The sequence below is a fragment of the Myxococcus sp. CA056 genome, from assembly GCF_013336715.1.
GTDB classification, from domain to species: Bacteria; Myxococcota; Myxococcia; order Myxococcales; family Myxococcaceae; genus Myxococcus; species Myxococcus llanfairpwllgwyngyllgogerychwyrndrobwllllantysiliogogogochensis.
Genome location: NZ_JABUMT010000006.1, coordinates 1 through 24366, shown reverse-complemented (window position 1 = coordinate 24366; position 24366 = coordinate 1). Strand labels below are relative to the sequence as shown.

Here is a 24366-nt window from a genome sequence, read left to right as displayed (position 1 = left end):
TCACCTGCGCTCCCTGGGACGAACGGCTCCCGCCCACAATCTTCAAGCGGCGTACCAGGGACGCGACGCGGCGTTCTCCCCCACGAGCGGCCTCGCGAATCACTCCCGCGCGAGCACTCACGCGTGGCCCCGAGGACAACCCGTTGGCCCGGTCCGTTGCCTCACGGGCCACAACCCCATCGCGATTCCATCCTGGCGGAAGCGATGAGCCCCCACGAAGCACCTGCCCGGAGATCCATCTTCCGCCCCGGGTAGGAACCGACCGGGGGGAATCCGCGAGAGGCCAATCCCACCCCCTACCACCCAGCGTTGCTGCACCCTGGCGCTCCGCATACGCCACGTGCGAATGAGCGCTGCGTTCCGGGTGGAATCGCGGGCGTCACGGCTCCGAATCCCAGCGCCGCGCGGCTTCTTCCCCTCCGGCCATGCGAGCGCGGCCGCCGCCCCACCCCTCTCGGCCCGGTGCGGGCGCGGCGTAGCATGGCCGAGTGAATACGGAGGCCCCTTGGCTCGTCCTCCGAGGCAATCCTCATTGGAGCCAATTGTCTCGTATATGATGCTTTGGTAGAGGACCGCCGCACGCAGCATCCGCCTTTTTCCCTGCCATCATGGTTTTTTCCGTCCACCACTGGGCCGCGTGGGCTCCCGGGCTTGTCGGGCAAGACGCCTGGCGGTCCTGGCTCTCACAGCCGCATCCGCTTCCGGCCGAGGGCACCCCGCCCTTGACCGAGATGCCGGCGATGATGCGCCGTCGGGTGGACCGGCTGGGTCGCATCGCGCTGCAGGCGGCCTATTCGTGCCAGGCGGACGCGCCTCCGTGTCCCATGGTGTTCGCGTCGCGCTACGGGGACATGGGCCGCTCCGTGGAGCTGCTGGAGCAGTTGGCCCAGGCCACCCCGCTGTCGCCCACGTCCTTCAGCCTGTCGGTGCACAACGCCATTGGCGCGCTGTACTCCATCGCCCGGGGTGACCTGACGGCGCAGAGCGCGGTGGCCGCGGGCGCGGAGACGGTGGAGGCGGCCTTCGTGGAGGCGTGCGGCCTCTTGGCCGAGGGCGCCCCCGAGGTCCTCGTCGTCGTCTATGACGAGCCCCGCCCCGCCCCCTTCGCGCACTTCCCCGAGCAGGTAGCGCTCCCGCATGCCTGGGCCTGCAGCGTGCGGGCGGCCGGAGAAGGCCCCACCTACCAGCTCACCTGCGGCGCCTCGGAGGGCGCACCGGAGCGGACGTCCGTGGACCCGCTGCCGGAGGAGCTCTCCGTGCTGCGCTTCCTCGTCTCCGGCGAGGCGCGCTTCGAGCACCACACGGGCTCCCGACTCTGGCGGTGGCACCGCGATGCTTGAGCGATTGGATCGCGGCTGGCGGGTGATCGCCACGGGCATCTCCTTCGCCACCTTCGGCGTGGGGGGGCTGGCGCTGCGCCTGCTGTTCTTCCCCCTGCTGTCGCTCCTGGTCCGCGACAGGCCGCGCCGCACCCGGCTGGCGCGGCTGGCGGTGCACCACTCGTTCCGCTTCTTCGTCGGGCTGATGCACTTTTTGGGGTGCCTGGACTACCGCGTCGAGGGCGTGGAGAAGCTGGCGCGCCCCGGGCTGCTCATCCTCGCCAACCACCCGACGCTCATCGACGTCGTGTTCCTCATCTCGCTGGTGCCCAACGCGGACTGCGTGGTCAAGGCGAGCCTGGCGAACAACCCCTTCATGCGCGGCCCCATCGAGGCCACCGGCTACCTCTGCAATGACTCCGGCCCGGAGCTCGTAGAGGCCTGCATCGCGTCCGTGAAGGCGGGCAACAACCTCATCATCTTCCCGGAGGGCACCCGCACGCCCTTGTCCGGCCCCATGAAGCTGCAGCGCGGGGCGGCCAACATCGCGGTGCGAGGCCCGTGCGACATCACCCCGGTCACCATCCAGGTGGCGCCCATGGCGCTCACCAAGGGGATGCCGTGGTGGCGCGTGGCCCCCACCCGGATGAAGTTCAACATCGTGGTTCAAGACGACATTCGCGTGTCGTCGCTGGTCGAAGAGGCGCACGGAGAGGCCCTCGCGGCCCGCCATCTCACCGAGAGATTGCACGACTACTTCTCCACGGAGACACAACGCCATGCAGGCGCTTGAGCAGGAAATCAAGAAGCTGGTCATCGAGACGCTGAACCTCGAGGACCTCAAGCCGGAGGATATAGACCCGGCGGCGCCGCTGTTCGTCGAGGGGCTGGGGCTCGATTCCATCGATGCCCTGGAACTCGGCCTGGCGCTCCAGAAGGCCTATGGGGTAGCGCTGGCGAGCGACTCCAAGGAGAACCGCCGTCACTTCGCCAGTGTGCGCGCCCTCGCGGATTTCGTGAGCGCCCACCGCAAGTCCTGAGGACCCGCACCACCCATTCGAGGGGGATATGCACATGACCAAGACCCAGCTCTTCGAGAACCTGCGCACGCTCCTGCAGGACACCTTCGACATCGACCCGGCCCGGATTACCCCCGAGGCCCGCCTCCGCGACGACCTGGACATCGACAGCATCGATGCCGTGGACCTGCTCGTGAAGCTCAAGCCCGTGACGGGCAAGCGGCTTCCGCCGGAGGTCTTCAAGTCGGTCCGGACGATTCAGGACGTCGTCGACGCCCTGCACAGCCTGCTCGACGAGTCCGTGGCGGCGTGAAGCTTCTGCGTCCAGCGCTGCTCGGCGTGCTGAGCCTCGCGTATCCGCTGCTGGTGTACTGGGGCCTGGGCCGGTTCGAGCCTCGCTGGATGGCGGTGCCCCTGGCGGGCATGGCCGTCGTGCGGGCCGTGGCCACGCGCGAGCGCGTCTGGCTCGTCACGGCCGCGGGGGCCCTGGTCCTCGCGAGCACCAGCCTGCTGGGCAACCACGCATTGCCGCTGAAGCTCTATCCGGTGCTCGTGAACACGATGCTGCTCACCGTCTTCGCCACCAGCCTCGTGTCCCCTCCCAGCGTCATCGAACGGCTGGCGCGGCTGCGCGAGCCCGAGCTCCCCCCGTCCGGCGTGGCCTATACGCGGCGGGTGACGCAGGTGTGGTGCGGGTTCTTCGTCGTCAACGGGAGCATCGCGCTGGGCACCGCGCTGTGGGCCAGTGACGCCACGTGGGCGCTGTACAACGGGCTCATCGCCTATGGGCTGATGGGCGTGCTCTTCGCCGGGGAGTGGCTGGTGCGCCGACGCGTGAAGGCAAGCCACGCCCATGGCTGAGCGCATCGCCATCGAACACCTCCTCAGCCGTGGACGCCCCGCCGACTTTCCGGTGGCGTTTCGCGAGGGGCAGGTGCTCACCTTCGCGGACTTCGAGGCCCGGGCCGCCGGCTGGCGCGCCGCGTATGAGCGGCACGGGGGCCACCGCTTCGCCCTCTCCTTCGAGGACACCTTCGAGTTCGCCGCGGCCCTGCTCGGCGCCTGGCACGCGGGCCGGTGCGTCTATCTTCCCTCGGAGATCCAGCCCACCACGCGCGAGAAGCTCCGCGGCGAGGTGGACGGCTTCGCCGGCCAGATTCCCTCGTCCACCCCGCTCCTGAAGTTCCAGGAGGGCGCGCGCGCGAAGTGGACGCCGCTCTCCCCGGAGGCCCAGGCGCTGGTCGTCTACACCTCCGGCTCCAGCGGAGAGCCCGCCGCCATCCCCAAACACCTGGGGCAGCTCACCCGGGAGGTCGCCACGCTGGCGGACCTCTTCGATGACAGGCTCGGTCCCAGTCCCGGCCGCGTGCTCGCCACGGTGTCGCACCAGCACATCTACGGCCTGCTGTTCCGGGTCCTCTGGCCGCTGACGTCGGGCCGGCCGTTCCTGGCCCGGAGCCTGCCGTACCCCGAGGACATCGTCGCCGAGCTTTCGCACGGGCCGGCGGCGCTCATCGCCAGCCCCGCCCACCTCAAGCGGCTGCCGGACACGTTGGACTGGGCGGGCGTGCGGGGGAACCTGCGCTCGGTGTTCTCCTCGGGGGGCCCCCTGTCCACCGACGCGCTGCACGCCTGTCGCGGGCTGCTCGGGCAGGCGCCCGTGGAGGTCTACGGCAGCTCGGAGACCGGGGGCATCGCCTGGCGCCAGCGCACCCAGGACGAGGCGCTGAGCTGGAGGACGATGCCCGGCGTGGAGGTCCGCCTGACGGAGGATGCCCTGGCGGTCCGCTCCCCCCACCTGCCGGACGGGACCTGGTTCCAGACGGAGGACCGCGCCCAGCTGCTGCCGGAGGGCTTCGAGCTGCTGGGGCGCATGGACCGGTTGCTCAAACTGGAGGAGAAGCGGGTCTCCTTGAGCGCCATGGAGCGGGCCCTGCTGGAGAGTGACCTGGTCCGCGAGGCGCGGGTGGTGCCCCTGTCCGAGGGAAACCGCTCGGTTCTGGGGGTGGTGGCCGTGCTGGGGCCCACCGGCCGGCACCTTCACGCCGACAGTGGAAAGCCCTTCCTGAACCGGGCCATCCGAAAGCACCTGTCTTCCCAGTTCGAGCCCAGTGTCCTTCCGCGTCGATTCCGGTATCTGGAGGCGATGCCAGTCAACTCCCAGGGCAAATCCACCGAGGCCGCGCTCGTCGCCCTCTTCGACTCCCGCCGCCCGCCCCTGCGCGTGCTCGAGCACACCGCGGACCGCGCCGTGCTGAGCATCGAGACACCGGCGAGCCTGCCGTACTTCAAGGGCCACTTCCCGGAGAAGGCCATCCTGCCCGGCGTGGCGCAAATCGAGTGGGCGCTCCATCTGGGCCGGGAGTTGTTCACGCTCCCGCCGGAGTTCCTCCGCATGGAGGCGGTGAAGTTCCAGCAGCTCATCGTCCCCGAGACGCTCCTCACCCTGGAGCTCACCTGGACGCAGGCCAAGGGCAGCCTCCAGTTCAAGTACACGTCCGAGGCCGGCACCCACGGGAGCGGCCGCATCCTGCTCGGTGAGGTCCGCGGATGAAGCTCTGCGTGGTGATTCCCGTCTACAACCACGGCGAGGCGGTGGGCGCGGTGGTGAACTCCGTGCGCGCGCACGGGCTGCCGTGCCTGCTGGTGGATGACGGCAGCGAGCCGGGCTGCGCGAAGGTCCTGGACACGCTGGCGGAGGCGGACAGGTCCGGCATCGAGCTGGTGCGCCTGCCCCGGAACGAGGGCAAGGGCGGGGCGATGATGGCGGGCTTCCGGGCGGCGAAGGCCTCCGGCTTCAGCCACGCGCTGCAGATTGACGCCGACGGCCAGCACGACACCCGGGACATCCCCCGCTTCGTCGAGCTGGCGGCCTCGGCCCCGGAAAAAATCATCTGTGGCACGCCCATCTACGACGAGTCGGTGCCCAAGGGCCGGCTGTACGGCCGCTACGCCACGCACATCTGGGTGTGGATCAACACGCTGTCACTGGCCATCCGCGATTCGATGTGCGGCTTCCGCGTGTATCCGCTGACGCCCACGCTCGCGCTCATCGACACGGTGAGCATTGGCAGGCGCATGGACTTCGACGTGGAAGTCATCGTGCGGCTGTACTGGCGAGGGGTGGGCATCCTCAACCAGCCCACCCAGGTGCGCTACCCCACCGACGGCATCTCCCACTTCGACGTGCTCTGGGACAACGTGCGCATCTCCCGCATGCACGCCCGGCTCTTCTTCGGGATGTTGCTGCGGCTGCCGCTGCTCTTGTGGCGGAAGGTCTCCGCATGAAGCCGCGGCATTGGGCGGAGATGGGCGAGAGCACCTTCGTGCTCGGCATCTGGCTGTTGTACTGGGTCCACCGGCTGCTGGGGCGCTGGCCGTTCCGCCTCTGTCTGTACCCCGTGGTCCTGGTGCACTGGCTGGCCCGCCCCGTGGTGCGCAAGGCATCGCTCCAGTACCTCTCGCGGGTGGAGCAGGCCACCGGCGCGCTCGGGCGCAAACCCGGGCGAGGCGACAGCCTGCGCCACATGGTCACCTTCGCGGAGACGATGCTCGACAAGCTCCTGGCCGTCAGCGGGAGATACCGCTTCGAGCAGGTCCACACCGAGGGGCGCGAGCAGTTCTACGAGGTGGTGAAGGCGGGCAAGGGCGGCATCATCGTCACCGCGCACATGGGCTGCCTGGAGCTGTGTCGCGCCATGGCGGAGAAGCGTGGCGAAGTGAAGCTCCACATCCTGGTGCACACCCGCCATGCCGAGCAGTTCAACCGCCTGCTCAAGCGGCTCAATCCGGACAGCGGCTTCCAGTTGGTGGAAGTCACGGACATGGGGCCTGGGACAGCCGTCGCGCTGGAGAAGTACGTGACGGAGGGCGGGTTCGTGGTGATTGCCGGAGACCGGGTGCCGGTGAGCGCCAGTCAGACGGTGGACGTGGACTTCCTGGGGCACAAGGCCGCCTTCCCCGTGGGGCCCTACGTGCTGGCCTCGCTGTTCAAGTGCCCGCTGTACCTGCTGGGGTGCATCCACGAGAACAACGGATACACCATCCATTTCGAGACCCTGGCCGAGCGTGTCGAGCTCCCCCGGGGCAAGCGCGCGGCCGCGTTGACGGGCCACGCCCAACACTATGCCGAGCGGGTGACGGCGCTGCTGAAGCGCTCTCCGTTCGATTGGTTCAACTTCTTTCCCTTTTGGGATCAGGCGAATGCCTCCGCCAGGAATCAAGAATGAGCGTGCGGTCCGGTTCGATGGGAGCCGGCTCGCCATTGAAGACGTGTCCGCGCTGTCGCGCCGGGAGCGTGACGCCGAGCTGAGCACTTCCACTGACTTCCGCCGCAGAATCACCCGGGGCGCGGAGTTCCTGGACCGGCTGCTGGCGGAGGACGGGAACATCTACGGCGTGACGACGGGGTACGGAGACTCGTGCACCGTCTCCATTCCGCCCGAGCTGATCGCCGAGCTGCCGCACCACCTCTACGCGTACCACGGCATTGGCGCGGGCCGCTTCCTGACGCCCGAGGAGACGCGCGCGGTGCTGGCGGCGCGGCTGGCCTCGCTGGCCCAGGGTGTGTCCGGCGTGGGGCTGGGGTTGCTCACCCAGTTGGAGCTGCTCCTGCGCCACGACATCCTGCCGCTGATTCCCGCCGAGGGTTCGGTGGGCGCCAGTGGCGACCTCACGCCGCTGTCCTATGTGGCGGCGGTGCTCTGCGGAGAGCGAGAGGTCTGGTACCGGGGCGAGCGACGTCCCGCCGCGGAGGTGCTCGCGCGGCACGACCTGAAGCCCCTGAAGCTGCGCCCCAAGGAAGGCCTGGCCATCATGAATGGCACGGCGGTGATGACCGCCCTGGCCTGCCTCGCGTGGGAGCGCGCCGAGTACCTGGGACGACTGGCCACCCGGCTCACCGCCTTCAACGTGGTGGCGAGCGCCGGCAACGCGCACCACTTCGACGAGGCGCTGTTCGCCCTCAAGCCGCACGTGGGACAGCAGCGCGTGGCCGCGCGACTGCGCGTGGACCTGGCCACGGACCGGCCGAGCCGCAACGAGCAGCGCTTGCAAGACCGCTACTCCCTGCGCTGCGCGCCTCACGTGATTGGCGTGCTCGAGGACGCCCTGCCCTTCTTCCGGGCGCAAATCGAGAACGAGCTGAACAGCGCCAACGACAACCCGCTCATCGACCCCGACAGCGAGCGGGTGCTGCACGGCGGCCACTTCTATGGGGGCCACATCGCCTTCGCCATGGACGGGCTCAAGACGGCCGTGGCCAACGTGGCGGACCTGATGGACCGGCAGCTCGCGCTGCTGGTGGACACCCGCTACAACCACGGGCTGCCCTCCAACCTCTCCGGCTCCACGGGCCCCCGCGCGGCCATCAACCACGGGCTCAAGGCGGTGCAGATCAGCGTCTCCGCGTGGACGGCGGAGGCCCTCAAGCAGACGATGCCCGCGTCCGTGTTCTCCCGCTCCACCGAGTGCCACAACCAGGACAAGGTGAGCATGGGCACCATCGCCGCGCGCGACTGCCTCCGGGTATTGGAGCTGTCCGAGCAGGTGGTGGCGGCGATGCTCATCGCGGCGCGTCAGGGAATCACCCTGCGAGGCCGGATTGCTCAAGAAATGAATCTGGCGCCGTCTCTTGCGTCGATGCAGGCCGATCTGGAGCAGCGAATCCCGCTGGTGGTGGAGGACCGAGCGTTGGACAAGGAGCTGCAAGGGCTGCTGGGCGCCATCCGCGCCCGCGAGTGGGGGCTCTATGAGGCCTGACCTCAGCCATGAAATCGAGCTGTCGCCGCCCTTCCATGACATCGACCTGATGGAGGTCGTCTGGCATGGCCACTACGTGAAGTACCTGGAGCTGGCGCGGTGCGCGCTCCTGGCGAAGTTCGACTACGACTACCCGCAGATGCTGGCGTCCGGCTTCGCGTGGCCCGTCGTGGACATGCGGCTGAAGTACGTGCAGCCCGCGCTCTACGGAAAGACGCTGAAGATTCGCGCCGAAATCACCGAATGGGAGAACCGGCTCCGTATCGACTATGTGATTCGAGACGCCTCCACGGGCCGCAAGGTGAACCAGGCCCACACCGTCCAGGTCGCCGTGTCGATGGCCACCAAGGAGCTCCAGTACATCTGTCCGCCGGTGCTCTGGCAGCGGCTGGGGGTGAAGCCCGAATGAAGCGCGCGCTCTTGCTGGTGATGCTGCTGGTGGGCTCGACGGCCAGCGCCGGTGACGACATCGTCGCGGGGGTCCGAGCCCGGCTGGCGGACGTGCCGCTGTTGCGGGGGGACTTCGAGCAGAAGAAGACGGTGGCCGGCTTCAAGAAGCCGCTCGTCTCGCGCGGGGCGTTCCTGCTGTCGCGGGAGCACGGCGTGCTGTGGGACACGCGGGTGCCCTTCGCGTCCACGCTCACGCTGACGCGCAAGTCGCTGAGCGCCGAGCAGGGCACGGGCGCGGCGGCCTATCGCCTGGACGCGAGCAAGGAGCCGGGGCTCGCGGCGGTGAACGAGGTGATGTTCGCGCTCCTGTCCGGTGACGTGGCCGCGCTGTCCAAGCGCTTTCGCGTCGAGGGCGAGCTGGTGGGCACGGCGGGCTGGAAGCTGACCCTGACGCCCACGGACGAGGGCCTCAAGCGGGTCTTCAAGAGCATCCATCTGGAGGGAGACTCGTACGTGCGGCAGGTCAAGCTGGACGAGGCGCGCGGCGACACCAGCGTCATCCAGTTCGACAAGCTGAGCCAGACACCCGCCCCCAGTGACGCGGAAGCCGGGCGTCTTGCGAAATAAGGCCGCCATCCTCTGGCTGTTGGTGGTGCTGGCCGTGGGTGTGCACCAGGTCCAGTTCTGGCGCTCGGCGCGCCTGGACACCGACGTCCTGGCGCTCCTGCCCGAGGACGAGCAGGCCCCTGAGGTCGATGCCGCCACGCGCAAGCTCGCGGACCAGGCGGGCCGGGAGCTGGTGTTGCTGGTGGGTGCGCCGGATTGGGCATCCGCCCAGCGCGCGGCGGACCTCGTCACGGCGGAGCTTTCGAAGGACACCTCGCTCCTGAGCCCCTCCGCCCTGGACGCGTCCTCGCTGGATGCGGCGCTGGAGCTGTACCGTCCCTATCGAGACAGGCTGCTGACGCCCGCGCAGCGCACGTGGCTTTCGCGGGCGACACCGGAGGAACTGGGCGGCACGGCGCTGATGAAGCTGTACCAGCCCGCGGGGCCCCACCTGACGGACTGGGAGGCGGACCCGCTGGGCCTGTGGCCGGACTGGTGGGCGGCGCGCGCCTCCGAAAGCACCGCGCGCCCGCGCGACGGTCGCCTCTGGCTGTCTGGCGAAGGCCGCGAGTGGGTGCTCCTGGCGTGGCACAGCCAGGTCTCCGCCTTCGCGCTGGGCGCCGACGGAAACATCACCACCGTGGTGGACCGCGCGCGGGCCGCCGTGACGACGCAGGTGCCCGGCAGCCGGGTGGTGGCCGCGGGCGTGCCGCTGTACGCGGAGGCCGCCGCGTCCCAGGCCAGCAACGAGATGTCCACCATTGGCATCGGCTCGCTGGTGGCGGTGCTCGTGCTGGTGTGGCTGACGTTCCGCTCGGTGCGGCCCATCATCCTGGTGGGTGTGTCGCTGGGCATCGGCTGCGCGGTGGCGATGAGCGTCACGGCGCTCGTGTTCGAGCGGGTCCACCTGCTCACGCTCGTCTTTGGCTCCAGCCTGGTCGGCGTGGCGGAGGACTACGGCTTCCACTACTTCGCCGCGCGCCAGGGCAAGCCGCCCTCCGAGCGCGGGCCGCTGATGCGCAGCCTGCTGCCGGGCATGGTGATGGCGCTGCTCACCAGCGTGGTGGCGTATCTTGCCCTGGGCGTGGCGCCCTTCCCCGGGCTGCGGCAGATGGCGCTGTTCTCCGCCACGGGCCTGGTGGGCGCGTTCCTGACGGTGGCCTGCTGGTTCCCGACGCTGGACACCGGCGCCCTGCCCGTGACGTCCTTCTCCACGCGCTTCGCCACGTCCCTGGCGCGCTGGCCCCGCTTCGCCTCCACCCGCGCGTGGTGGGTGGGGACCGCGGCGCTCGTCCTGTTCATCATCGGAGGGCTGTGGCGCGTGCGGACGCGCGATGACGTGCGACAGCTGCAGGGCGCGCCGGCGCATCTCATCGCCGACCAGCGCGAGCTGGGGCGGCTCCTGGGGTTGCCCAGCCCCGCCCAGTTCTTCCTCGTGGGAGGCCAGGACGAGGAGCAGGTGCTCGCGCGCGAGGCTTCGCTGAAGGCGCGCCTGGACCCGCTGGTGACGGACAAGGTCCTCGCGGGCTATCGCGCGGTGTCGGACTGGTTGCCCAGCGCGGAGCAGCAGCGCTCGGACGCGAAGCTGAGCGCCCGCGCGGAAGCGCAGGCGGTGGCCGCCGTGGCCCAGGCCACGGGCGAGGAGCCCACCCGCGCGCGCTTCGCGGACGACGTGCTCACTCCGGAGCGGCTGCTCGCCAGTCCCGCCTCGGCGGCCATCCGGCAGCAGTGGTTGGGGCGCCTGGGCGAGAAGCACTTCAGCATCGTCATGCTGCGCGGGCTGAATGACCCGTCGGTGCTCCCGCGCATCGCCGACGCCGCCCAGGGGCTGGAGGGCGTGCGGTGGGTGGACAAGACGCAGGAGATCTCCCGGCTCCTGGAGCGATACCGCCGGCTCATGGGCGGGCTCATCCTGCTGGGCTATGTCGCGGTGCTGTTGCTGCTCGTCGTGCGCTTCCGACGCGAGGCGTGGCGGGCCTGGCTGCCCACGGTGGTGGGCACGCTCGTCACGCTGGCGGTGTTCGGCTGGGTGGGCGAGCCGCTCCAGCTCTTCAGCGTGCTGGGCCTCATGCTGCTGCTGGGCATGGGCGTGGACTACGGAATCTTCATGTTGGAGCACCCGGGTGAGGGCTCCGCCTGGCTCGCGGTGGCACTCGCGGGCGTGAGCACCCTCCTCTCATTCGGTCTCCTGGGGCTCTCGGCCACTCCGGCCCTGCGCTCCTTTGGTCTCACCATGCTACTGGGCGAAGTCACCATCTGGTTGCTCACGCCCTGTTGCAGACTGCCTCCTGGCAAGGACGTGTCGTGAAGGTAGAAAAGACAGAAGTCGTCATCATTGGGGCGGGCCCCTCTGGCTCGGTGGCCGCGGGGATTCTGCGCAAGCAGGGTCGTCAGGTGTTGATCCTGGAGCGCGAGCAGTTCCCTCGCTTCTCCATCGGAGAGAGCCTGCTGCCGCAGAGCATGGAGTACATCGAGGAAGCGGGGATGATTCGCGACGTGGTGGAGGCGGGCTTCCAGTTCAAGAATGGAGCGGCCTTCGCGCGCGGCGAGACGTACACGGACTTCGATTTCCGCGACAAGTTCTCCAAGGGCTGGGGCACCACGTACCAGGTGCAGCGTGGAACCTTCGACCACGTGCTGGCGCTCGCCGCCGAGCGCATGGGCGCCACCCTGCGCTTCCGCCACACCGTCGAGTCCGTGGATGTCACCGGCGCGGAGCCCGAAATCACGGTGCGCTCGCCCGAGGGCGAGACCTACCGCGTGCAGGCGCGCTTCCTGCTCGACGCCAGCGGCTTTGGCCGTGTGCTGCCCCGCCTGCTCCAGTTGGAGACGCCGTCGAACTTCCCGGTGCGCGGCGCGCTCTTCACGCACGTGGAGGACCGCGTGCCGTCCGGCGGCAACTTCGACCGCAGCAAGATTCGCGTCACCGTGCATCCCAAGCACGTGGACGTCTGGTACTGGACCATCCCCTTCTCCAACGGGCGCTGCTCGCTGGGCGTGGTGGCCAAGCGCGAGTACCTGGAGCAGTTCCAGGGCACCGAGACCGAGCGGCTCAAGGCCATCGTCGCGGATGACCCGACGCTGTCGAAGCTCTTGAAGGACGCCGTCTGGGACACGCCCGCGCGCAGCATCACCGGCTACGCGGCGAACGTGAAGTCGCTGTGGGGCAACGGCTTCGCGCTCCTGGGCAACGCTGGCGAGTTCCTGGACCCGGTGTTCTCCTCGGGCGTCACCATCGCCGTCAAGTCCGCGAGCCTCGCGTCCAAGTGCATCGGCCGTGTGTTCGCGGGCGAGACGGTGGACTGGGAGCGCGACTACGCGGTGCCGCTCAAGGCGGGCGTGGACACGTTCCGCACCTTCGTCGAGTCCTGGTACGCGGGCGGCTTCCAGAACGTCATCTTCCACCCCAACGCGTCCCCCGAGGTGCGTCGGATGATCTCCGCCATCCTGGCCGGCTACGCCTGGGACAAGGAGAACCCCTTCGTGGCTGACAGCCGGCGACGGCTCGGCGTACTCGAGCAGCTGTGCGCCGCCTGATTCCCATCGTCGTCCTGTTCGGGCTCGTCTCCTGCGTCACCCCGCCCCCTCGGCGGGTGGCGCCGGAGGTGGCCCTGCCCACGCTCACGCTGGCTCCGGCGACGTTCGGAGGCAGCGTGAGCCTGTCGCAGCGCTTGAGCTTCGCGCATGACGCGGACCCGGGCGGACCTCGCTCGCTGGAGGCGCTCGTCGAAATCGACGCGTCGTCGCTCCAGCTGGCGGGGTTCGCGCTGGGCCAGCGCGTCTTCACCCTGCAGTGGGACGGCGCGAAGCTGGACGAGCAGCGGGACGCTCGCGTGCCCGAGCAGCTCCAGTCGCGCACGGTGCTGCGGGACCTCCAGCTGGTCTACTGGCCGGCCCCGGCGGTGCGCGCGGCCCTGCCGCCGGACTGGACGCTGGAGGATTCGCCGGGCATGCGCGTGCTGCGCCACGCGGACAAGGACTGGCTCACGGTGCGTTATGATGGAGAGCCGCGCTGGGTGGGCCGCGCGGAGCTGGTCAACCTGGCGGAGCATTACCGGCTGACCATCGAGTCACGCCCCTCGGAGGAATGAGCTCATGATTCCGCCCGTCTTCCTGAATCAGCTCGGCCTCGTCTGCGCCCTGGGACAAGGCCTGCTCGAGGTGGCCACGGCCCTCTTCGGTGACAGGCCCACGGGCGTCTCCGAGCGCTTCGACTTCGCGGACCGGCCACTCCACGTGGGGTACGTCACCAAGCCGCTCCCCCCCACGGACGAGCTGCCGGTGCCGCTGCGCAGCCGGAACAACGCGCTCCTCCTCTCCGCGCTCTCCCAGGTGCGTCCCGCCGTGGACGAGGCCATGCGGCGCTATGGCCCGGAGCGCGTGGCCGTGGTCCTGGGTACCAGCACCTCCGGCATCGGGGAGAGCGAGGCCGCCATCGTTTCGCGCGCGGCCACTGGCCAGCTCCCCTCCAACTTCGATGTCCGTCAACAAGAGTTGGGCTCTCCCGCCATGGCGCTGAACCATGTGCTGGGCGTGAAGGGCCCCTCGTTCGTCATCTCCACCGCGTGCTCGTCCAGCGCCAAGGCCCTGGCCACGGCGGCGCGGCTCTTGCGCTCCGGCGCGGCAGACGCCGTCATCACGGGCGGCGCGGACGCGCTGTGCCGCTTCACCATCGCGGGTTTCACGTCGCTCGACTCGGTGAGCGACGCGCGCTGCAACCCGATGAGCGTCCACCGCCGGGGCATCAACATCGGCGAGGGCGCGGCCCTGTTCCTGATGACGCGCGAGCCTGGGCCCGTGCGGCTCGCGGGTTGGGGCGAGTCCTCGGACGCGCACCACCTCTCCGCGCCCGAGCCCGGGGGCCGGGGCGCGCTCATCGCCATGAGGACGGCGCTGGGGCGCGCGGGAATCACCCCGGCCGACGTGGGCTACGTCAACCTGCACGGCACCGCGACGCCGCAGAACGACGCCATGGAGAGCCGGGCGGTGAGCGCGCTTCTGGGGGGCAACGTGCCGTGCAGCTCCACGAAGCCGCTCACGGGCCACACGCTGGGGGCCGCGGGGGCGCTGGAGGCGGCGCTGTGCTGGCTCACCCTCACGGACGACGCCCAGGGGCGGCTGCCTCCGCACTGGTGGGATGGAGTGGCTGACCCGTCACTGCCCGCCCTCGCGCTGGTGAAGCCCGGTGAGGCGCTCGGGCGCCCGCCGCGCTATGTCCTGAGCAACTCGTTCGCCTTCGGTGGCAGCAATGCCGCCCTCATCCTGGGAAGGGCCTGATGCGCACGCCCATTGCCTTCGACATCTCCGAGATTGTGCCCCACGCCGACCGCATGCGGCTGATCGACCGCGCGGTGGAGGGCGACGAGGAGAGCCTCGTGGCCGAGGTGACGCTGCGCGAGGACTGCCTGTTCCAGGAGTCCGGCGCCGTGGGCGGTTGGGTGGGCATCGAGTTCATGGCCCAGGCCATCGCGGCCTACGCGGGCTGGCGTCAGCGGCTGCAGGGGGAGACCCAGCGGATGGGCTTCCTGCTCGGCACCCGTCGGTATGAGTGCAGCCGCCCCGCGTTCAAGGTGGGCGAGCAGTTGCGCATCGAGGTCCGCCGGCAGTTCTGGACGGACAACGGGATGAGCCAGTTCGATTGTACGCTCGGGATTGGAGGCGAGACGGTGGCCACGGCCGCGCTGACGGTGTTCCAGCTCCCGGCCTCGATGGACGTGATGAAGGCGGGCACGGATGAGTGAGAAGACGGTACTGGTGACGGGCTCCAGCCGGGGCATTGGCCGCGCGGTGGCGCTGCGGCTGGCGCGCGACGGCTTCGACGTCGTGGTGCACTGCCGCGCGAAGGTCGAGGAAGCGGAGGCGGTGGCCGCCCAGGTCCGCGAGCTGGGCCGGGCTTCCCGCGTGCTGCGCTTCGATGTGGCGAACCGAGCCGAGACGGAGAAGGCACTGCTCGCCGACGTCGAGGCGCACGGCTGCTACTACGGCGTGGTGTGCAACGCGGGCATCGCCCGGGACAACGCCTTCCCCGCCATGCCGCCCGAGGACTGGGACGCGGTGATTCACACCAACCTCGACGCCTTCTACAACGTGCTCAACCCCCTCTCCATGCCGATGGTCCGTCGGCGCAAGCCGGGCCGCATCGTCACGCTGTCCTCCGTCTCCGGGCTTACCGGCAACCGGGGCCAGGTGAACTACAGCGCGGCGAAGGCCGGCATCATCGGCGCCACGAAGGCGCTCGCGGTGGAGCTGGCGAGCCGGGGCATCACCGTCAACTGCGTGGCGCCCGGTTTGATTGACACGGAGATGGTGGAGCCGCACATCGTGGAGGAGGCGCTGAAGTTGATTCCAGCCAAGCGCCTGGGACGGCCCGAGGAGGTCGCCGCCGCGGTGAGCTTCCTGATGAGTGAGGACGCGGGCTATGTCACGCGGCAGGTCATCTCCGTGAACGGAGGGCTGTTCGGATGAGGCGCGTCGTCGTCACGGGCTTTGGAGCCCTCAGCCCCCTGGGTCACGACTGGCCGCAAGTGGAGGCGCGGCTGAAGTCGCTGCGCAACGCGGTGCAGGTCATCGAGGACTGGAAGCAGTACGAGGGGCTGAACACGCAGGTGGGTGCCCCCGCCGCGCCCTTCGTGCTGCCGCCGCAGACGTACTCGCGCAAGACGATGCGGGGCATGGGCCGGGTGGCGCTGCTGGCCACGCGCGCCAGTGAGCTGGCGCTCGTCGATGCCGGGCTGTTGGGAGACCCGCTGCTGTCGAGCGGGAAGATGGGCGTGTCCTACGGCTCGTCCACGGGCTCGCCGCCGAGCATCGGTGACTTCGGCCGGATGCTGGTGGCCAAGAGCACCGAGGGCATCACCGCCACGTCCTACGTGCGGTCCATGTCCCATACCGCCGCGGTCAACATCGGCGTCTTCTTTGGCCTCACGGGCCGCATCATCACCACCTCGAGCGCGTGTACGTCGGGGAGCCAGGGCATCGGGTACGCGTACGAGGCCATCAAGATGGGCCGGCAGGTGGCGATGCTCGCGGGCGGCGCCGAGGAGCTGGATGCCACGGGGGCCGCGGTGTTCGACACCCTGTTCGCCACCAGCACGAAGAACAACGGCACGCCCGAGCTGACGCCCCGACCCTTCCACGCGCAGCGCGACGGCCTGGTCCTCGGCGAAGGCGCATGCACGCTGGTGCTGGAGGAGCTGGAGCACGCCAGGGCCCGAGGCGCGCGCATCTACGCGGAGCTGGTCGGCTACGGCACGAACAGCGACGGGCGACACATCACCCAGCCCCACGCGGAGACCATGGCCCAGGCCATGCGCCTGTCGCTGGAGGACGCGGGCCTGGAGCCAGGCGTCGTGGAGTATGTGAATGCCCACGGCACGGCCACCGACACGGGCGACGTGGCGGAGACCACGGCGACGCAGCAGGTCTTCGGTGAGCGGATGCCCATCTCCTCCCTCAAGAGCTACATGGGGCACACCCTGGGGGCCTGCGGGGCGCTGGAGGCGTGGATGACCATCGAGATGATGCGCTCGGGCTGGTTCGCTCCGACGCTGCATCTGGACGCGGCCTCGGTGGATACGCGCTGCGCTCCGCTGGACTATCTGGTGGGAGATGGCCGAAGAATCCAGACCGAGGTCGTCATGACCAATAACTTCGCCTTCGGCGGCATCAACACGTCGTTGATCTTCCGCCGGTGGCAGTGACGGAGAACCCCATGAAGAAGGCAATGCTGCTGTCGCTGCTCGCGCTCACCGTCTCCAGCCCCGCGCTGGCGCGAGACACCGTGACGATGATTCCGCTCGCCTCCGTCCTGTCGATGCCGCAGGCCCAGGGGAAGCTGGATGGCACGGTGAAGTTCTACCTGGCCGGCGCGAAGACGCCCGAAGTCACCAAGGAACTGGGCGAGGACGTCTCCAACAAGAAGACCAGCGGCGTGGGCAAGTCCGACGAGGAGGGCTGCAAGTGGGCCATCCTGTCGGCGCTGATTTCGCTCCAGGAAGGCGCCCAGAAGCGCGGCGCCAACGCCGTCGTCAACATCGTCAGCTATTACAAGAGGAACGAGCTGCAGAACGCCTCTGAAATCGAGTGCCATGCCGGCACCTTCGCCGTCGGCGTGACGCTCAAGGGCACCTACGCGAAGGTCGCGGGCAAGAAGTAGCTGTTCGCCGGGTCGATGACGCGAGCAGACCTCGCGTCATCCCCGGGGCACTCACGGCGGCCCCATCCTCCTGGATAGGCTGCAATTCGCGAGTACCGAGGTGTCTGGGTTAGGCTCCCGCCCGTGACGCCCTACACGATGCTGCACCTGGCGCTCGCGGGGGCATTCTTCGTGCTCGCGCTGGTGCATTTCGCGACCTGGGCGGCGGTGCGCTCCCAACGTGTCCAGCTATGGCTCGCGACGAGCTTCCTGGGCTTCGCGGCGCTGAGCCTCTCCGCGGGGGCCACTCGGCACGAAGTCGGGTGGATGTTCGTGGACACCCGTCCATGGTTGTTGCTCGGCGCGCTGTGTTCCATTCCCCTGCCCTACACGCTGCTGCGAGTCCTCTGGGCCTTGCTGGACGTGCCACTGACGCGCTCGCGGCGGGTGCTGCTGGGTGTGGCGGTGGCCTTCGGAGCGATGCGGGTCGCGGACGTGCTCGGGTCCGTGCTGGCGACGTCGGGGCCCCGGATGACGTCCGAGGACCTGTCCCGCGCGACGGTGGGCTTGGGGCTGCCGATGTTCTGGCTGCTGGCGGTGACGGTGGGAGGCACGTGGGCCCTGGAGGCCTTGCTGACACTGAAGCGTCGGGGCGCCATGGCCGCGGCGGTGCTTGGGGCCGCCCTGCTCGCGCTGGGCATCCTGGGGCGAGAGCTGGCGGTGGACGTCGGGTGGATTTCAGGTCCGCCCCTGTTCGCGCTCGTGGGTCTTCCGTTCCTGCTCCTGGCCACCACCTCGCTCGCCATCCTCACCGCTCGGTCCTTGAGGGGCGCGGACCTGGGCACGGGAATTCATCGCTACCGACGGCTCTCGCGCCTCGGACGTGGCGGCATGGGCGAGGTCTGGTTGGCGGTGCGCACGGGCCGCGCGGGGTTTCATCGGCTGGTGGTCCTCAAGCGGATGGTCGACGAGGACAGTGAAGACCCGGCCGTCCGGCTCCACCGCTTCATTGGAGAGGCCCGCACCGCCGCGCGCCTGCACCATCCGAACATCGTGTCCGTGCATGATCTGGGACAGGTGGACGGCGCGTGGTTCATCGTCATGGAGTACCTGAGCGGGGTGAACGCACTGAAGCTCGCGCGGCTGGTGCGGCGCGGGAGCGAGGTGCCGCTCGAGGTCGTGGTGGAGCTCTGCCTGCAGTCCCTGAAGGGAATCGCCTACGCGCACGAGCGAGGCGTCATCCACCGCGACATCAGCGCGGACAACCTGGTGGTGACATTCGACGGAGTGGTGAAGGTCGTCGACTTCGGCATCGCGCATGGGGTGGACAGTCCCCAGGAGCATCTGGCTTCGCGGTCGACGGCGTCGCTGCCTCCCGTGAGTCGACTCACCCAGGCCGGAGATGTCATTGGCAAGCTCGCGTACATGCCGCCGGAGCGCAGGGCGGGCGCGGAGGCGACGACGTCAGGTGACATCTACGCGCTCGGCTGCGTCCTCCATGAGCTGCTCTGGGGAGACCTTCCGGGCATCAGCCTGAGCCTGCAACAGCGCGCACGGTGGGAAGGCCCGGAGGCTCCCGCCGTGAATCGGCTGCTTCGTGGGATTGTGGAGAAGGCGCTGCACCTGACGCCCGCGAAGCGCTTCTCGGACGCGAGGGAGTTGGAACAAGCGCTGCTCCCCGTGCGGCAGGCGCTTCCCGTGGTCGACCTCGCGAGCTGGCTGCGAGAGAACTACCCGGAGCGCTGGTCGCATGAGCGCGAGCTGTCAGAGCTGAGCGACCCCACGCCCGAAGAGGTCCAGGCCCTCCTGACCCGTGCGCCAACTTCCGCGCCTGCCGAGTTGGAGCCCACCCAGCTCATCGGGCAGAAGGATGCGCAACCCCAAAGCGAGGAGGCCACCCGGCTCCTCCGAGGGCCGGGCTGAGCCACGAGTGGCGCCGACGGCGGAATTCGGGAGCCGTGCCAGCACGTGGGGCGGCGCTCCGCATTCCGCCAACAAAGACATATCAGCGTCTCGGAGCGTCCGAGTTGAACGGACCCGGGCGAAGAATCCTGGTGTCTCGCGTTCGATTCCTGCGCGAGGCGCCTGTCCCTCTGGATGGCGCCTCGCGTCCGCCAAGGGAAAGTCATGTTCATCGAGACATCAAGGCACCGAAACACCGGGCTCACTGGAGCCCGAGGGCTCCTCCTCACCATGGGCGCAGGACTGCTCGTCGCATGTGGCGCCCCCATGGACTCCACTCCGACTACCGACGCATCCCTCGTGGCCATCGGCACGTCGGAGCAGTCGCTGTATGTCGACTCGGACGAAGTCTGGGGGCGCCCCAACCTGACGGTGTGCTGGGACACGCCGGGCTTCGCCACCGAGAAGGAGTGGGTGCGCACCTCCATCCGCGACACCTGGGAGAAGGAGAGCAACCTGGTGTTCTCCGGTTGGGGCGCCTGCCCCAGCTCCGCGGACATCCGCATCACCATCAGCGACGAAGGGCCTCATACGGAGGGCCTGGGCACTGAAATCGAGGACGAGAACGAGGGCATGGTGCTCAACTTCACGTTCGCCAACTGGAGCCCTTCCTGTGCCTCCAGCGCCGCGCAGCGTGAGCACTGCATCCGCTCCATCGGCGTTCACGAGTTCGGCCACGCCCTGGGCTTCGCGCACGAGCACAACCGCGGAGACACACCGTCCACCTGCACCACTCCGTCCCAGGGCAGTGACGGGGACACCTACGTGGGCGCGTGGGACTTGATGTCGGTGATGAACTACTGCAGCCCGACCTGGAACAACGGCGGGCAGCTCAGCACCACTGACATCCAGGGCGTGCGGCAGTTCTACGGGCAGCCTCGCGGGGCCGACCAGCAGTTCCACGTGGCCAAGGTGGACTCCGACTTCCGCGCGGACATCCTCCAGACGTACCGGGGCTGGGGTTCTATTCCCATGTGCCGCTCGACGGGAAGTGGATGGTCGTGCACCAACCCTTCCGCGACCGTCTACAACTGGGGTTCTCCGGAGCAGCGGTACGTCACGGGTGACTTCAACGGCGACGGACGCACGGACCTGGTGCAGACCTATCGCTTCTGGGCCAGCTACCCGGTCTGTTACTCCACGGGCCTGGGGGCCTGGTCCTGCGCCAATCCCTATGCGGACATCTACAACTGGGGAACCGGGAGCCAGCGCTTCATCACCGGCGACTTCAGCGGTGATGGGAAGACGGATATCGCGCAGGCGTACCACGACTCGTCGATGCTGCCCGTGTGTCGCTCCACTGGCACCGGCTGGTCCTGCAACAACCCGGCGGCCACGCTCCGCACGACGGACTCTCCCGAGGTGCGCTACCTGTCGGGAGACTTCAATGGCGATGGACGGGATGACATCGCGCAGGCGTATCGCCGCTGGTTGACGCAGCCCGTGTGTCTGTCGACGGGCACGGCCTGGTCCTGCAGCAACCCCAGCGTAGCCATGTACGACGCGGGCAATGCCGAGCAGGACTTCCTCACCGGCGACTTCAACGGCGACGGGCGGGACGACATCCTCCAGTCCTATCGCGGATGGAATGCCATGCCGCTGTGCTACGGCCTGGCCTCGGCAACCTGGTCCTGCAACATCCCGTCGGGCACGTTCTACAACTCGGGCTCGCACGAGCAGCAGATGCTGACGGGCGACTTCAACGGGGACGGGCGCACGGACGTCATCCAGACCTACCGTGGCTGGGGAAGCATCCCCACGTGCTATTCCACGGGCTCGGGCTGGAGTTGCAGCAACTCGTCGGCAACCATCTACAACTCGGGGTCCTCCGAGCAGCGGTTCATGACGGCGGACGTCAACGGCGATGGGCGCACCGACGTCGTCCAGGTCCACCGCTCCTGGGCGCGCTACCCGGTGTGTCTGTCGACGGGCACTGGCTGGAATTGCGGCAACTGGCTGTCGACTGTCTACGACATCGGGACGTACTGAGCAGTCGATTCTCGCTACTACACGGGTCGCTGCCTCACGGAGTAGATCCACCCCTCCCCCGTGCTTGCCGACGTGGGAGGGGCGCCGGTGAAACCCGAGGCCCACGCCGACGCGGCAGACAGTGCGGCCAGCAGTGCATCGAGCGCATCTCCGTCCGCGTCAGAGACCATCGTGAGCAGGTCGCTGTCGGGGATGAGGAGGTCCGTGGATGCGCGGACGCGCCGGAGGATTTCTCGCCGGCGTTCCTCGAAGCCTCGGCCCTTGTAGGTCTTGGGCAGGCCGAGCCATCGGACGACTTCGGCGGGAAGTACCTCCACCAGGGCCGGCCCGGGACTCGTGCTCCAGGGAGGAAAGGCGCCGCGACAGGAACCAAGTGCCCGCAGGCCCCAATAGGTCTGCTTGTACATGCGCAGGTTGGTGGGGGCGAACGGCGCGGAGCACTCCACCTCCGTGACGCGCTTCTTCTCTGGCCCGACGGCGGCCCTGAACGACTCCGCCGAGGTGAACATCTCGCCGATCGCCTGTCCCAGTTCTCGAGGGCCCGTGACGGGAAGACCCAATGCGACCAGTTGGCTGGCTTCCAGGCTGAAGCAGAAGTCGAGTCCCACCACGTCGGCGACCTGGGCCGCCAGCCACGGGCCCAGGCCCTCCGACACCGCCTTCGCGCCTCGTGAAGTGAAAGGCCGCTGGAGTTGGACGAGGTGCCCCTGGCCGCCCCTGAAGCTCAGGGTCGCGGCCCAGACCTTCCGGTGTGCCTGGGCCGCACCGCTCCAGTCCACGCCCACCGCTCGTCCTTCATGAGGCAGCAACATGCGGCAGGAGCTCAGTCGCGGCGTCACATGCCTCTCCTGGTTGATCTCGACCGAGCCTCGCAAACTTCACGGCTGCAGCATGGCGCTCGGGAGTCTATCGCAGGGGCCACATCGGCCCGCGTCCGCGCGGGACTCGTTCATCGGTCTCCGCCCGGTGTCACTGTGACTTCGCGACACTGGGAGGAGACCTCCCGCGCCGGGCCTGGCAGGGCCTGACGCAGGAGCGGCTCAGCAGTGGGTCACGCGGCCTGGCTGTAGCGGTCGCAGATGGCCAGATACTCGTCGCTCGACATCTGGACGGCGGCGACGCGCAGCTGCTTGGCCTTGGGCTTCTTCAGCGTGGTCTTCACGACCACCGACTTCCCGATGGGGATGCCCATGTACGACTGGTCGACGTAGGTGTTCTCCTTCATGTCGTCCCAGGCAATCAGCACGCCATCCGGGAAGAGGATGCCATCCCGGCCGATGGTCAGCACAGGCGTGTCCAGACTTCCCAGCGGCTTGACGCAGTTGAAGATCATCCAGATGGACGTCGCCGTGATGAAGCCGCAGAAGGCCATGACGCCCGTCTCGCCAATGGAGCGATAGGTGAGCGCGCCGAAGAAGGCCGTGGACAGCGTCCAGATGACAGCGCCCACGATGAGCTTCGTGCGCGAGTAGTAGAACGCGTGCGGCTGGTCCGACTTCGCCTTCGTCTTGGCAGAGCTATAGATTTCCATGAGGTGATGCCTGTTCGGGGTTGGGGGAAAAAGTCACTGCTCGAGACGGTCGGTCAGGTAGGCCAGGAGCACCGGGGCGTTGACGATCTTATCCTCGTCGATCTTCCGGAACCTCCCGTGCGCCGCGATGATCAGCTCCCGGGTCGACACACCCTGGTCGTGCCCGTCCTGGAAGCGGATGCTCTCGATGTCATCCCAGCGGATGAGCTGCCTCTTGTGCGTCAGTCCCTCGGAGCTGAGCGTCAGCGGGCCGAAGGCCACGGAATGACCCGAGGCGACCTGGCGGCGCACCTTGTCCAGGAGCGCGGCGACGACACGGTCCGTCACCTCGGCCTCAAGCTCGTCCGAGTCGCTCCACAGGTTCAGCCGCAGCCGGTACTTGCCGCCGCGGTGGAGAAGCAAGAGGCGGTCATGGTTGTGCTGGCGGACGATGCTGCCCACGTTCCCCCAGGCCAGCGTCGTGTCACCGGACGTGAGCCGCAGCGAGTCCACCACCAGTGATTCAGGGGAGCGCAGCCAGACGAACAGGTCGCTGGCGCGCCAGGCAATCAGGTAGATGCCGCAGGGGAGCCCCAGGACGAGGAGGATGAACCCGAAGCTGCCTCGCAGCAGGTCCTTCACCATCGACAGTGGCAGCAGGTGGATGGACATGGGCGCGAGCACTATCGCCACCACCACGTAGATGAGGATGCAGCCCGCCACGAGCCAGTAAACGGCCGGCGTGGGGAAGACCAAGGTGTGTACGCGCTTCAGGGGACAGCTCCCAACGGGCCGGATGGGTTCGCCGAGGGCCACAGGTCTCGGTGAATGAATGTTCGTTCACTCCCTTATAGACAAAGGCAGTGGCCTTTTCGACCACCAAACAAGCGAGCAAGCGTGACGAGACTCGAAGTCAGGCATTCCCTGGCAAAGGGAAGAAGATCCGGCGCAGAACAGGCGCGAAACACTTCCGACCTCTCATTTAATGAGAACACACTGGAGGGGCTATCTCGGGGTCCCGCGCTTTCAATCTCGCCTTGTTTCACGGAGTGAGTGCCTCACGAAACTCACATGCCCGCGCCAAGCACAGGGAGCGCTTGCTTTCATGGCTGGGATGACAACGCCGCCAGCGATTGCGCTCACCCATCCCACGGTGGATGGACTGTGAAGCTCCTTCACCTGAAGTTGCCCCGGTTTCGTGGCTCTCCCGCACTTCGTGTGGACCCTTGGTTCAGACGGTGAGCAGCACTCGACGACGCAATAGGTCGAAGTTGGCGCGGCCATACATCTAACGCTTGAGGAGCTTGAGCTTCGTGATTTGACCCTCGGCCTGGGCGTTGCTCCAGGGAGAGGTCAGGGCAGCCCGGACGGCATCGCCGTCCTGTTCGAGGCCCTCCGCAAAGGTTTCCACCGCGCGTACTCCGCACGCACGAGCCTCGCCCAACCACGCTTCGAAGGGCCTGCAGGACCTCGGTGGCCTTGCTCGCTGTGAAACGCCCCGCGAGCGCACGAGTTCGCAGAACCGCCGGGTCAATGCGACGACACGCGACGCTTCCTCGTCCTGCTCAATGCGCGCCAACGTCGCGGTCTCCGCGGAGGTCAACTCCGAGGGCCTCTTCACGCACAACCATGCCAATTGCTTCGGCGAGGGAAGTGCGTCAGGGCTCGTGCCCTTCG

At 68.4% G+C, this 24366-nt stretch carries 25 protein-coding genes; 21 read left to right on the top strand and 4 right to left on the bottom strand.

Annotated elements, in window-relative coordinates:
* The first annotated feature begins 608 nt into the window (after positions 1-608).
* The 21 genes from HUA76_RS24830 (at position 609) to HUA76_RS24730 (ending at position 21179) form a co-directional block, all read left to right on the top strand.
* A complete protein-coding gene (locus HUA76_RS24830) occupies positions 609-1340 on the top strand; it encodes a beta-ketoacyl synthase chain length factor (protein ID WP_141640879.1) in 732 nt (243 codons plus the stop codon).
* Positions 1333-2112: a 1-acyl-sn-glycerol-3-phosphate acyltransferase gene (locus HUA76_RS24825; RefSeq protein WP_174462260.1), complete on the top strand. Its 780-nt coding sequence runs from the start codon at positions 1333-1335 to the stop codon at positions 2110-2112. Before HUA76_RS24830 ends, HUA76_RS24825 begins: the two co-directional genes overlap by 8 nt.
* Entirely contained in the window at positions 2099-2359 is a 261-nt protein-coding gene (locus HUA76_RS24820) for a phosphopantetheine-binding protein (protein ID WP_141640877.1), read from the top strand. The genes HUA76_RS24825 and HUA76_RS24820 overlap by 14 nt, the downstream gene beginning before the upstream one ends.
* Before the next feature lie 34 nt (positions 2360-2393).
* Positions 2394-2651, top strand: coding sequence for an acyl carrier protein (locus HUA76_RS24815; RefSeq protein ID WP_141640876.1), 258 nt, complete (start codon positions 2394-2396; stop codon positions 2649-2651).
* Entirely contained in the window at positions 2648-3199 is a 552-nt protein-coding gene (locus HUA76_RS24810) for a hypothetical protein (protein WP_141640875.1), read from the top strand. The genes HUA76_RS24815 and HUA76_RS24810 overlap by 4 nt, the downstream gene beginning before the upstream one ends.
* A complete protein-coding gene (locus HUA76_RS24805; protein WP_174462259.1) occupies positions 3192-4892 on the top strand; it encodes an AMP-binding protein in 1701 nt (566 codons plus the stop codon). The genes HUA76_RS24810 and HUA76_RS24805 overlap by 8 nt, the downstream gene beginning before the upstream one ends.
* Positions 4889-5626, top strand: a complete 738-nt coding sequence (locus HUA76_RS24800) for a glycosyltransferase family 2 protein (protein ID WP_174462258.1) — start codon at positions 4889-4891, stop codon at positions 5624-5626. Before HUA76_RS24805 ends, HUA76_RS24800 begins: the two co-directional genes overlap by 4 nt.
* Positions 5623-6567 (top strand): acyltransferase, encoded by a 945-nt coding sequence (locus HUA76_RS24795; RefSeq protein WP_141640872.1) that lies wholly within the window; start codon positions 5623-5625, stop codon positions 6565-6567. The genes HUA76_RS24800 and HUA76_RS24795 overlap by 4 nt, the downstream gene beginning before the upstream one ends.
* Positions 6542-8098, top strand: coding sequence for a histidine ammonia-lyase (hutH, locus tag HUA76_RS24790; RefSeq protein WP_174455085.1), 1557 nt, complete (start codon positions 6542-6544; stop codon positions 8096-8098). Before HUA76_RS24795 ends, hutH begins: the two co-directional genes overlap by 26 nt.
* Positions 8088-8507, top strand: coding sequence for a thioesterase family protein (locus HUA76_RS24785; protein WP_141640870.1), 420 nt, complete (start codon positions 8088-8090; stop codon positions 8505-8507). Before hutH ends, HUA76_RS24785 begins: the two co-directional genes overlap by 11 nt.
* On the top strand, positions 8504-9115 hold the full coding sequence (locus HUA76_RS24780; RefSeq protein ID WP_174462257.1) for an outer membrane lipoprotein carrier protein LolA: 612 nt from the start codon (positions 8504-8506) through the stop codon (positions 9113-9115). The genes HUA76_RS24785 and HUA76_RS24780 overlap by 4 nt, the downstream gene beginning before the upstream one ends.
* Entirely contained in the window at positions 9105-11402 is a 2298-nt protein-coding gene (locus HUA76_RS24775) for an MMPL family transporter (RefSeq protein ID WP_174462256.1), read from the top strand. The genes HUA76_RS24780 and HUA76_RS24775 overlap by 11 nt, the downstream gene beginning before the upstream one ends.
* A complete protein-coding gene (locus HUA76_RS24770) occupies positions 11399-12631 on the top strand; it encodes an NAD(P)/FAD-dependent oxidoreductase (protein ID WP_141640867.1) in 1233 nt (410 codons plus the stop codon). The genes HUA76_RS24775 and HUA76_RS24770 overlap by 4 nt, the downstream gene beginning before the upstream one ends.
* Complete coding sequence (locus HUA76_RS24765; protein ID WP_174455082.1) at positions 12619-13185, top strand: DUF3261 domain-containing protein; 567 nt, start codon at positions 12619-12621, stop codon at positions 13183-13185. Before HUA76_RS24770 ends, HUA76_RS24765 begins: the two co-directional genes overlap by 13 nt.
* Before the next feature lie 4 nt (positions 13186-13189).
* Entirely contained in the window at positions 13190-14371 is a 1182-nt protein-coding gene (locus tag HUA76_RS24760; RefSeq protein ID WP_174455081.1) for a beta-ketoacyl-ACP synthase, read from the top strand.
* A complete protein-coding gene (locus tag HUA76_RS24755) occupies positions 14371-14835 on the top strand; it encodes a hotdog family protein (protein WP_174462255.1) in 465 nt (154 codons plus the stop codon). The genes HUA76_RS24760 and HUA76_RS24755 overlap by 1 nt, the downstream gene beginning before the upstream one ends.
* The gene (gene fabG / locus HUA76_RS24750; RefSeq protein WP_141640863.1) at positions 14828-15559 is read left to right on the top strand and encodes a 3-oxoacyl-ACP reductase FabG; all 732 of its coding nucleotides are present in this window, start codon (positions 14828-14830) and stop codon (positions 15557-15559) included. The genes HUA76_RS24755 and fabG overlap by 8 nt, the downstream gene beginning before the upstream one ends.
* The gene (locus tag HUA76_RS24745; RefSeq protein ID WP_141640862.1) at positions 15556-16794 is read left to right on the top strand and encodes a beta-ketoacyl-ACP synthase; all 1239 of its coding nucleotides are present in this window, start codon (positions 15556-15558) and stop codon (positions 16792-16794) included. Before fabG ends, HUA76_RS24745 begins: the two co-directional genes overlap by 4 nt.
* Before the next feature lie 11 nt (positions 16795-16805).
* Positions 16806-17249, top strand: coding sequence for an excinuclease ATPase subunit (locus HUA76_RS24740; protein ID WP_141640861.1), 444 nt, complete (start codon positions 16806-16808; stop codon positions 17247-17249).
* Positions 17250-17372: 123 nt separating this feature from the next.
* Entirely contained in the window at positions 17373-19151 is a 1779-nt protein-coding gene (locus HUA76_RS24735; protein WP_174462254.1) for a serine/threonine-protein kinase, read from the top strand.
* A gap of 306 nt (positions 19152-19457) precedes the next feature.
* Complete coding sequence (locus tag HUA76_RS24730; RefSeq protein ID WP_174462253.1) at positions 19458-21179, top strand: FG-GAP-like repeat-containing protein; 1722 nt, start codon at positions 19458-19460, stop codon at positions 21177-21179.
* A 17-nt stretch (positions 21180-21196) separates the two neighbouring features.
* On the opposite strand, the gene HUA76_RS24725 is transcribed toward HUA76_RS24730, so the two are convergent.
* The 4 genes from HUA76_RS24725 to HUA76_RS24710 all read right to left on the bottom strand — a co-directional run.
* The gene (locus HUA76_RS24725; RefSeq protein ID WP_174462252.1) at positions 21197-22018 is read right to left on the bottom strand and encodes a DUF429 domain-containing protein; all 822 of its coding nucleotides are present in this window, start codon (positions 22016-22018) and stop codon (positions 21197-21199) included.
* 212 nt (positions 22019-22230) lie between these two features.
* Entirely contained in the window at positions 22231-22710 is a 480-nt protein-coding gene (locus tag HUA76_RS24720) for a hypothetical protein (protein WP_174455073.1), read from the bottom strand.
* 33 nt (positions 22711-22743) lie between these two features.
* Positions 22744-23445 (bottom strand): DUF6585 family protein, encoded by a 702-nt coding sequence (locus HUA76_RS24715; protein ID WP_254614463.1) that lies wholly within the window; start codon positions 23443-23445, stop codon positions 22744-22746.
* A 532-nt stretch (positions 23446-23977) separates the two neighbouring features.
* Positions 23978-24366 (bottom strand): transposase (locus HUA76_RS24710; RefSeq protein WP_174462251.1); only part of this gene is annotated, 389 nt, incomplete at its 5' end.

Bases quoted from the DNA above. Each gene is read 5' to 3' on its own strand.
- fabG (WP_141640863.1), top strand. From the start codon at position 14,828: ATGAGTGAGAAGACGGTACTGGTGACGGGCTCCAGCCGGGGCATTGGC.
- HUA76_RS24760 (WP_174455081.1), top strand. From the start codon at position 13,190: ATGATTCCGCCCGTCTTCCTGAATCAGCTCGGCCTCGTCTGCGCCCTG.
- HUA76_RS24785 (WP_141640870.1), top strand. From the start codon at position 8,088: ATGAGGCCTGACCTCAGCCATGAAATCGAGCTGTCGCCGCCCTTCCAT.
- HUA76_RS24745 (WP_141640862.1), top strand. From the start codon at position 15,556: ATGAGGCGCGTCGTCGTCACGGGCTTTGGAGCCCTCAGCCCCCTGGGT.
- HUA76_RS24740 (WP_141640861.1), top strand. From the start codon at position 16,806: ATGAAGAAGGCAATGCTGCTGTCGCTGCTCGCGCTCACCGTCTCCAGC.
- HUA76_RS24805 (WP_174462259.1), top strand. From the start codon at position 3,192: ATGGCTGAGCGCATCGCCATCGAACACCTCCTCAGCCGTGGACGCCCC.
- HUA76_RS24825 (WP_174462260.1), top strand. From the start codon at position 1,333: ATGCTTGAGCGATTGGATCGCGGCTGGCGGGTGATCGCCACGGGCATC.
- HUA76_RS24780 (WP_174462257.1), top strand. From the start codon at position 8,504: ATGAAGCGCGCGCTCTTGCTGGTGATGCTGCTGGTGGGCTCGACGGCC.
- HUA76_RS24795 (WP_141640872.1), top strand. From the start codon at position 5,623: ATGAAGCCGCGGCATTGGGCGGAGATGGGCGAGAGCACCTTCGTGCTC.
- HUA76_RS24830 (WP_141640879.1), top strand. From the start codon at position 609: ATGGTTTTTTCCGTCCACCACTGGGCCGCGTGGGCTCCCGGGCTTGTC.
- HUA76_RS24720 (WP_174455073.1), bottom strand. From the start codon at position 22,710: ATGGAAATCTATAGCTCTGCCAAGACGAAGGCGAAGTCGGACCAGCCG.
- HUA76_RS24730 (WP_174462253.1), top strand. From the start codon at position 19,458: ATGGACTCCACTCCGACTACCGACGCATCCCTCGTGGCCATCGGCACG.
- HUA76_RS24800 (WP_174462258.1), top strand. From the start codon at position 4,889: ATGAAGCTCTGCGTGGTGATTCCCGTCTACAACCACGGCGAGGCGGTG.
- HUA76_RS24815 (WP_141640876.1), top strand. From the start codon at position 2,394: ATGACCAAGACCCAGCTCTTCGAGAACCTGCGCACGCTCCTGCAGGAC.
- hutH (WP_174455085.1), top strand. From the start codon at position 6,542: ATGCCTCCGCCAGGAATCAAGAATGAGCGTGCGGTCCGGTTCGATGGG.
- HUA76_RS24755 (WP_174462255.1), top strand. From the start codon at position 14,371: ATGCGCACGCCCATTGCCTTCGACATCTCCGAGATTGTGCCCCACGCC.
- HUA76_RS24820 (WP_141640877.1), top strand. From the start codon at position 2,099: ATGCAGGCGCTTGAGCAGGAAATCAAGAAGCTGGTCATCGAGACGCTG.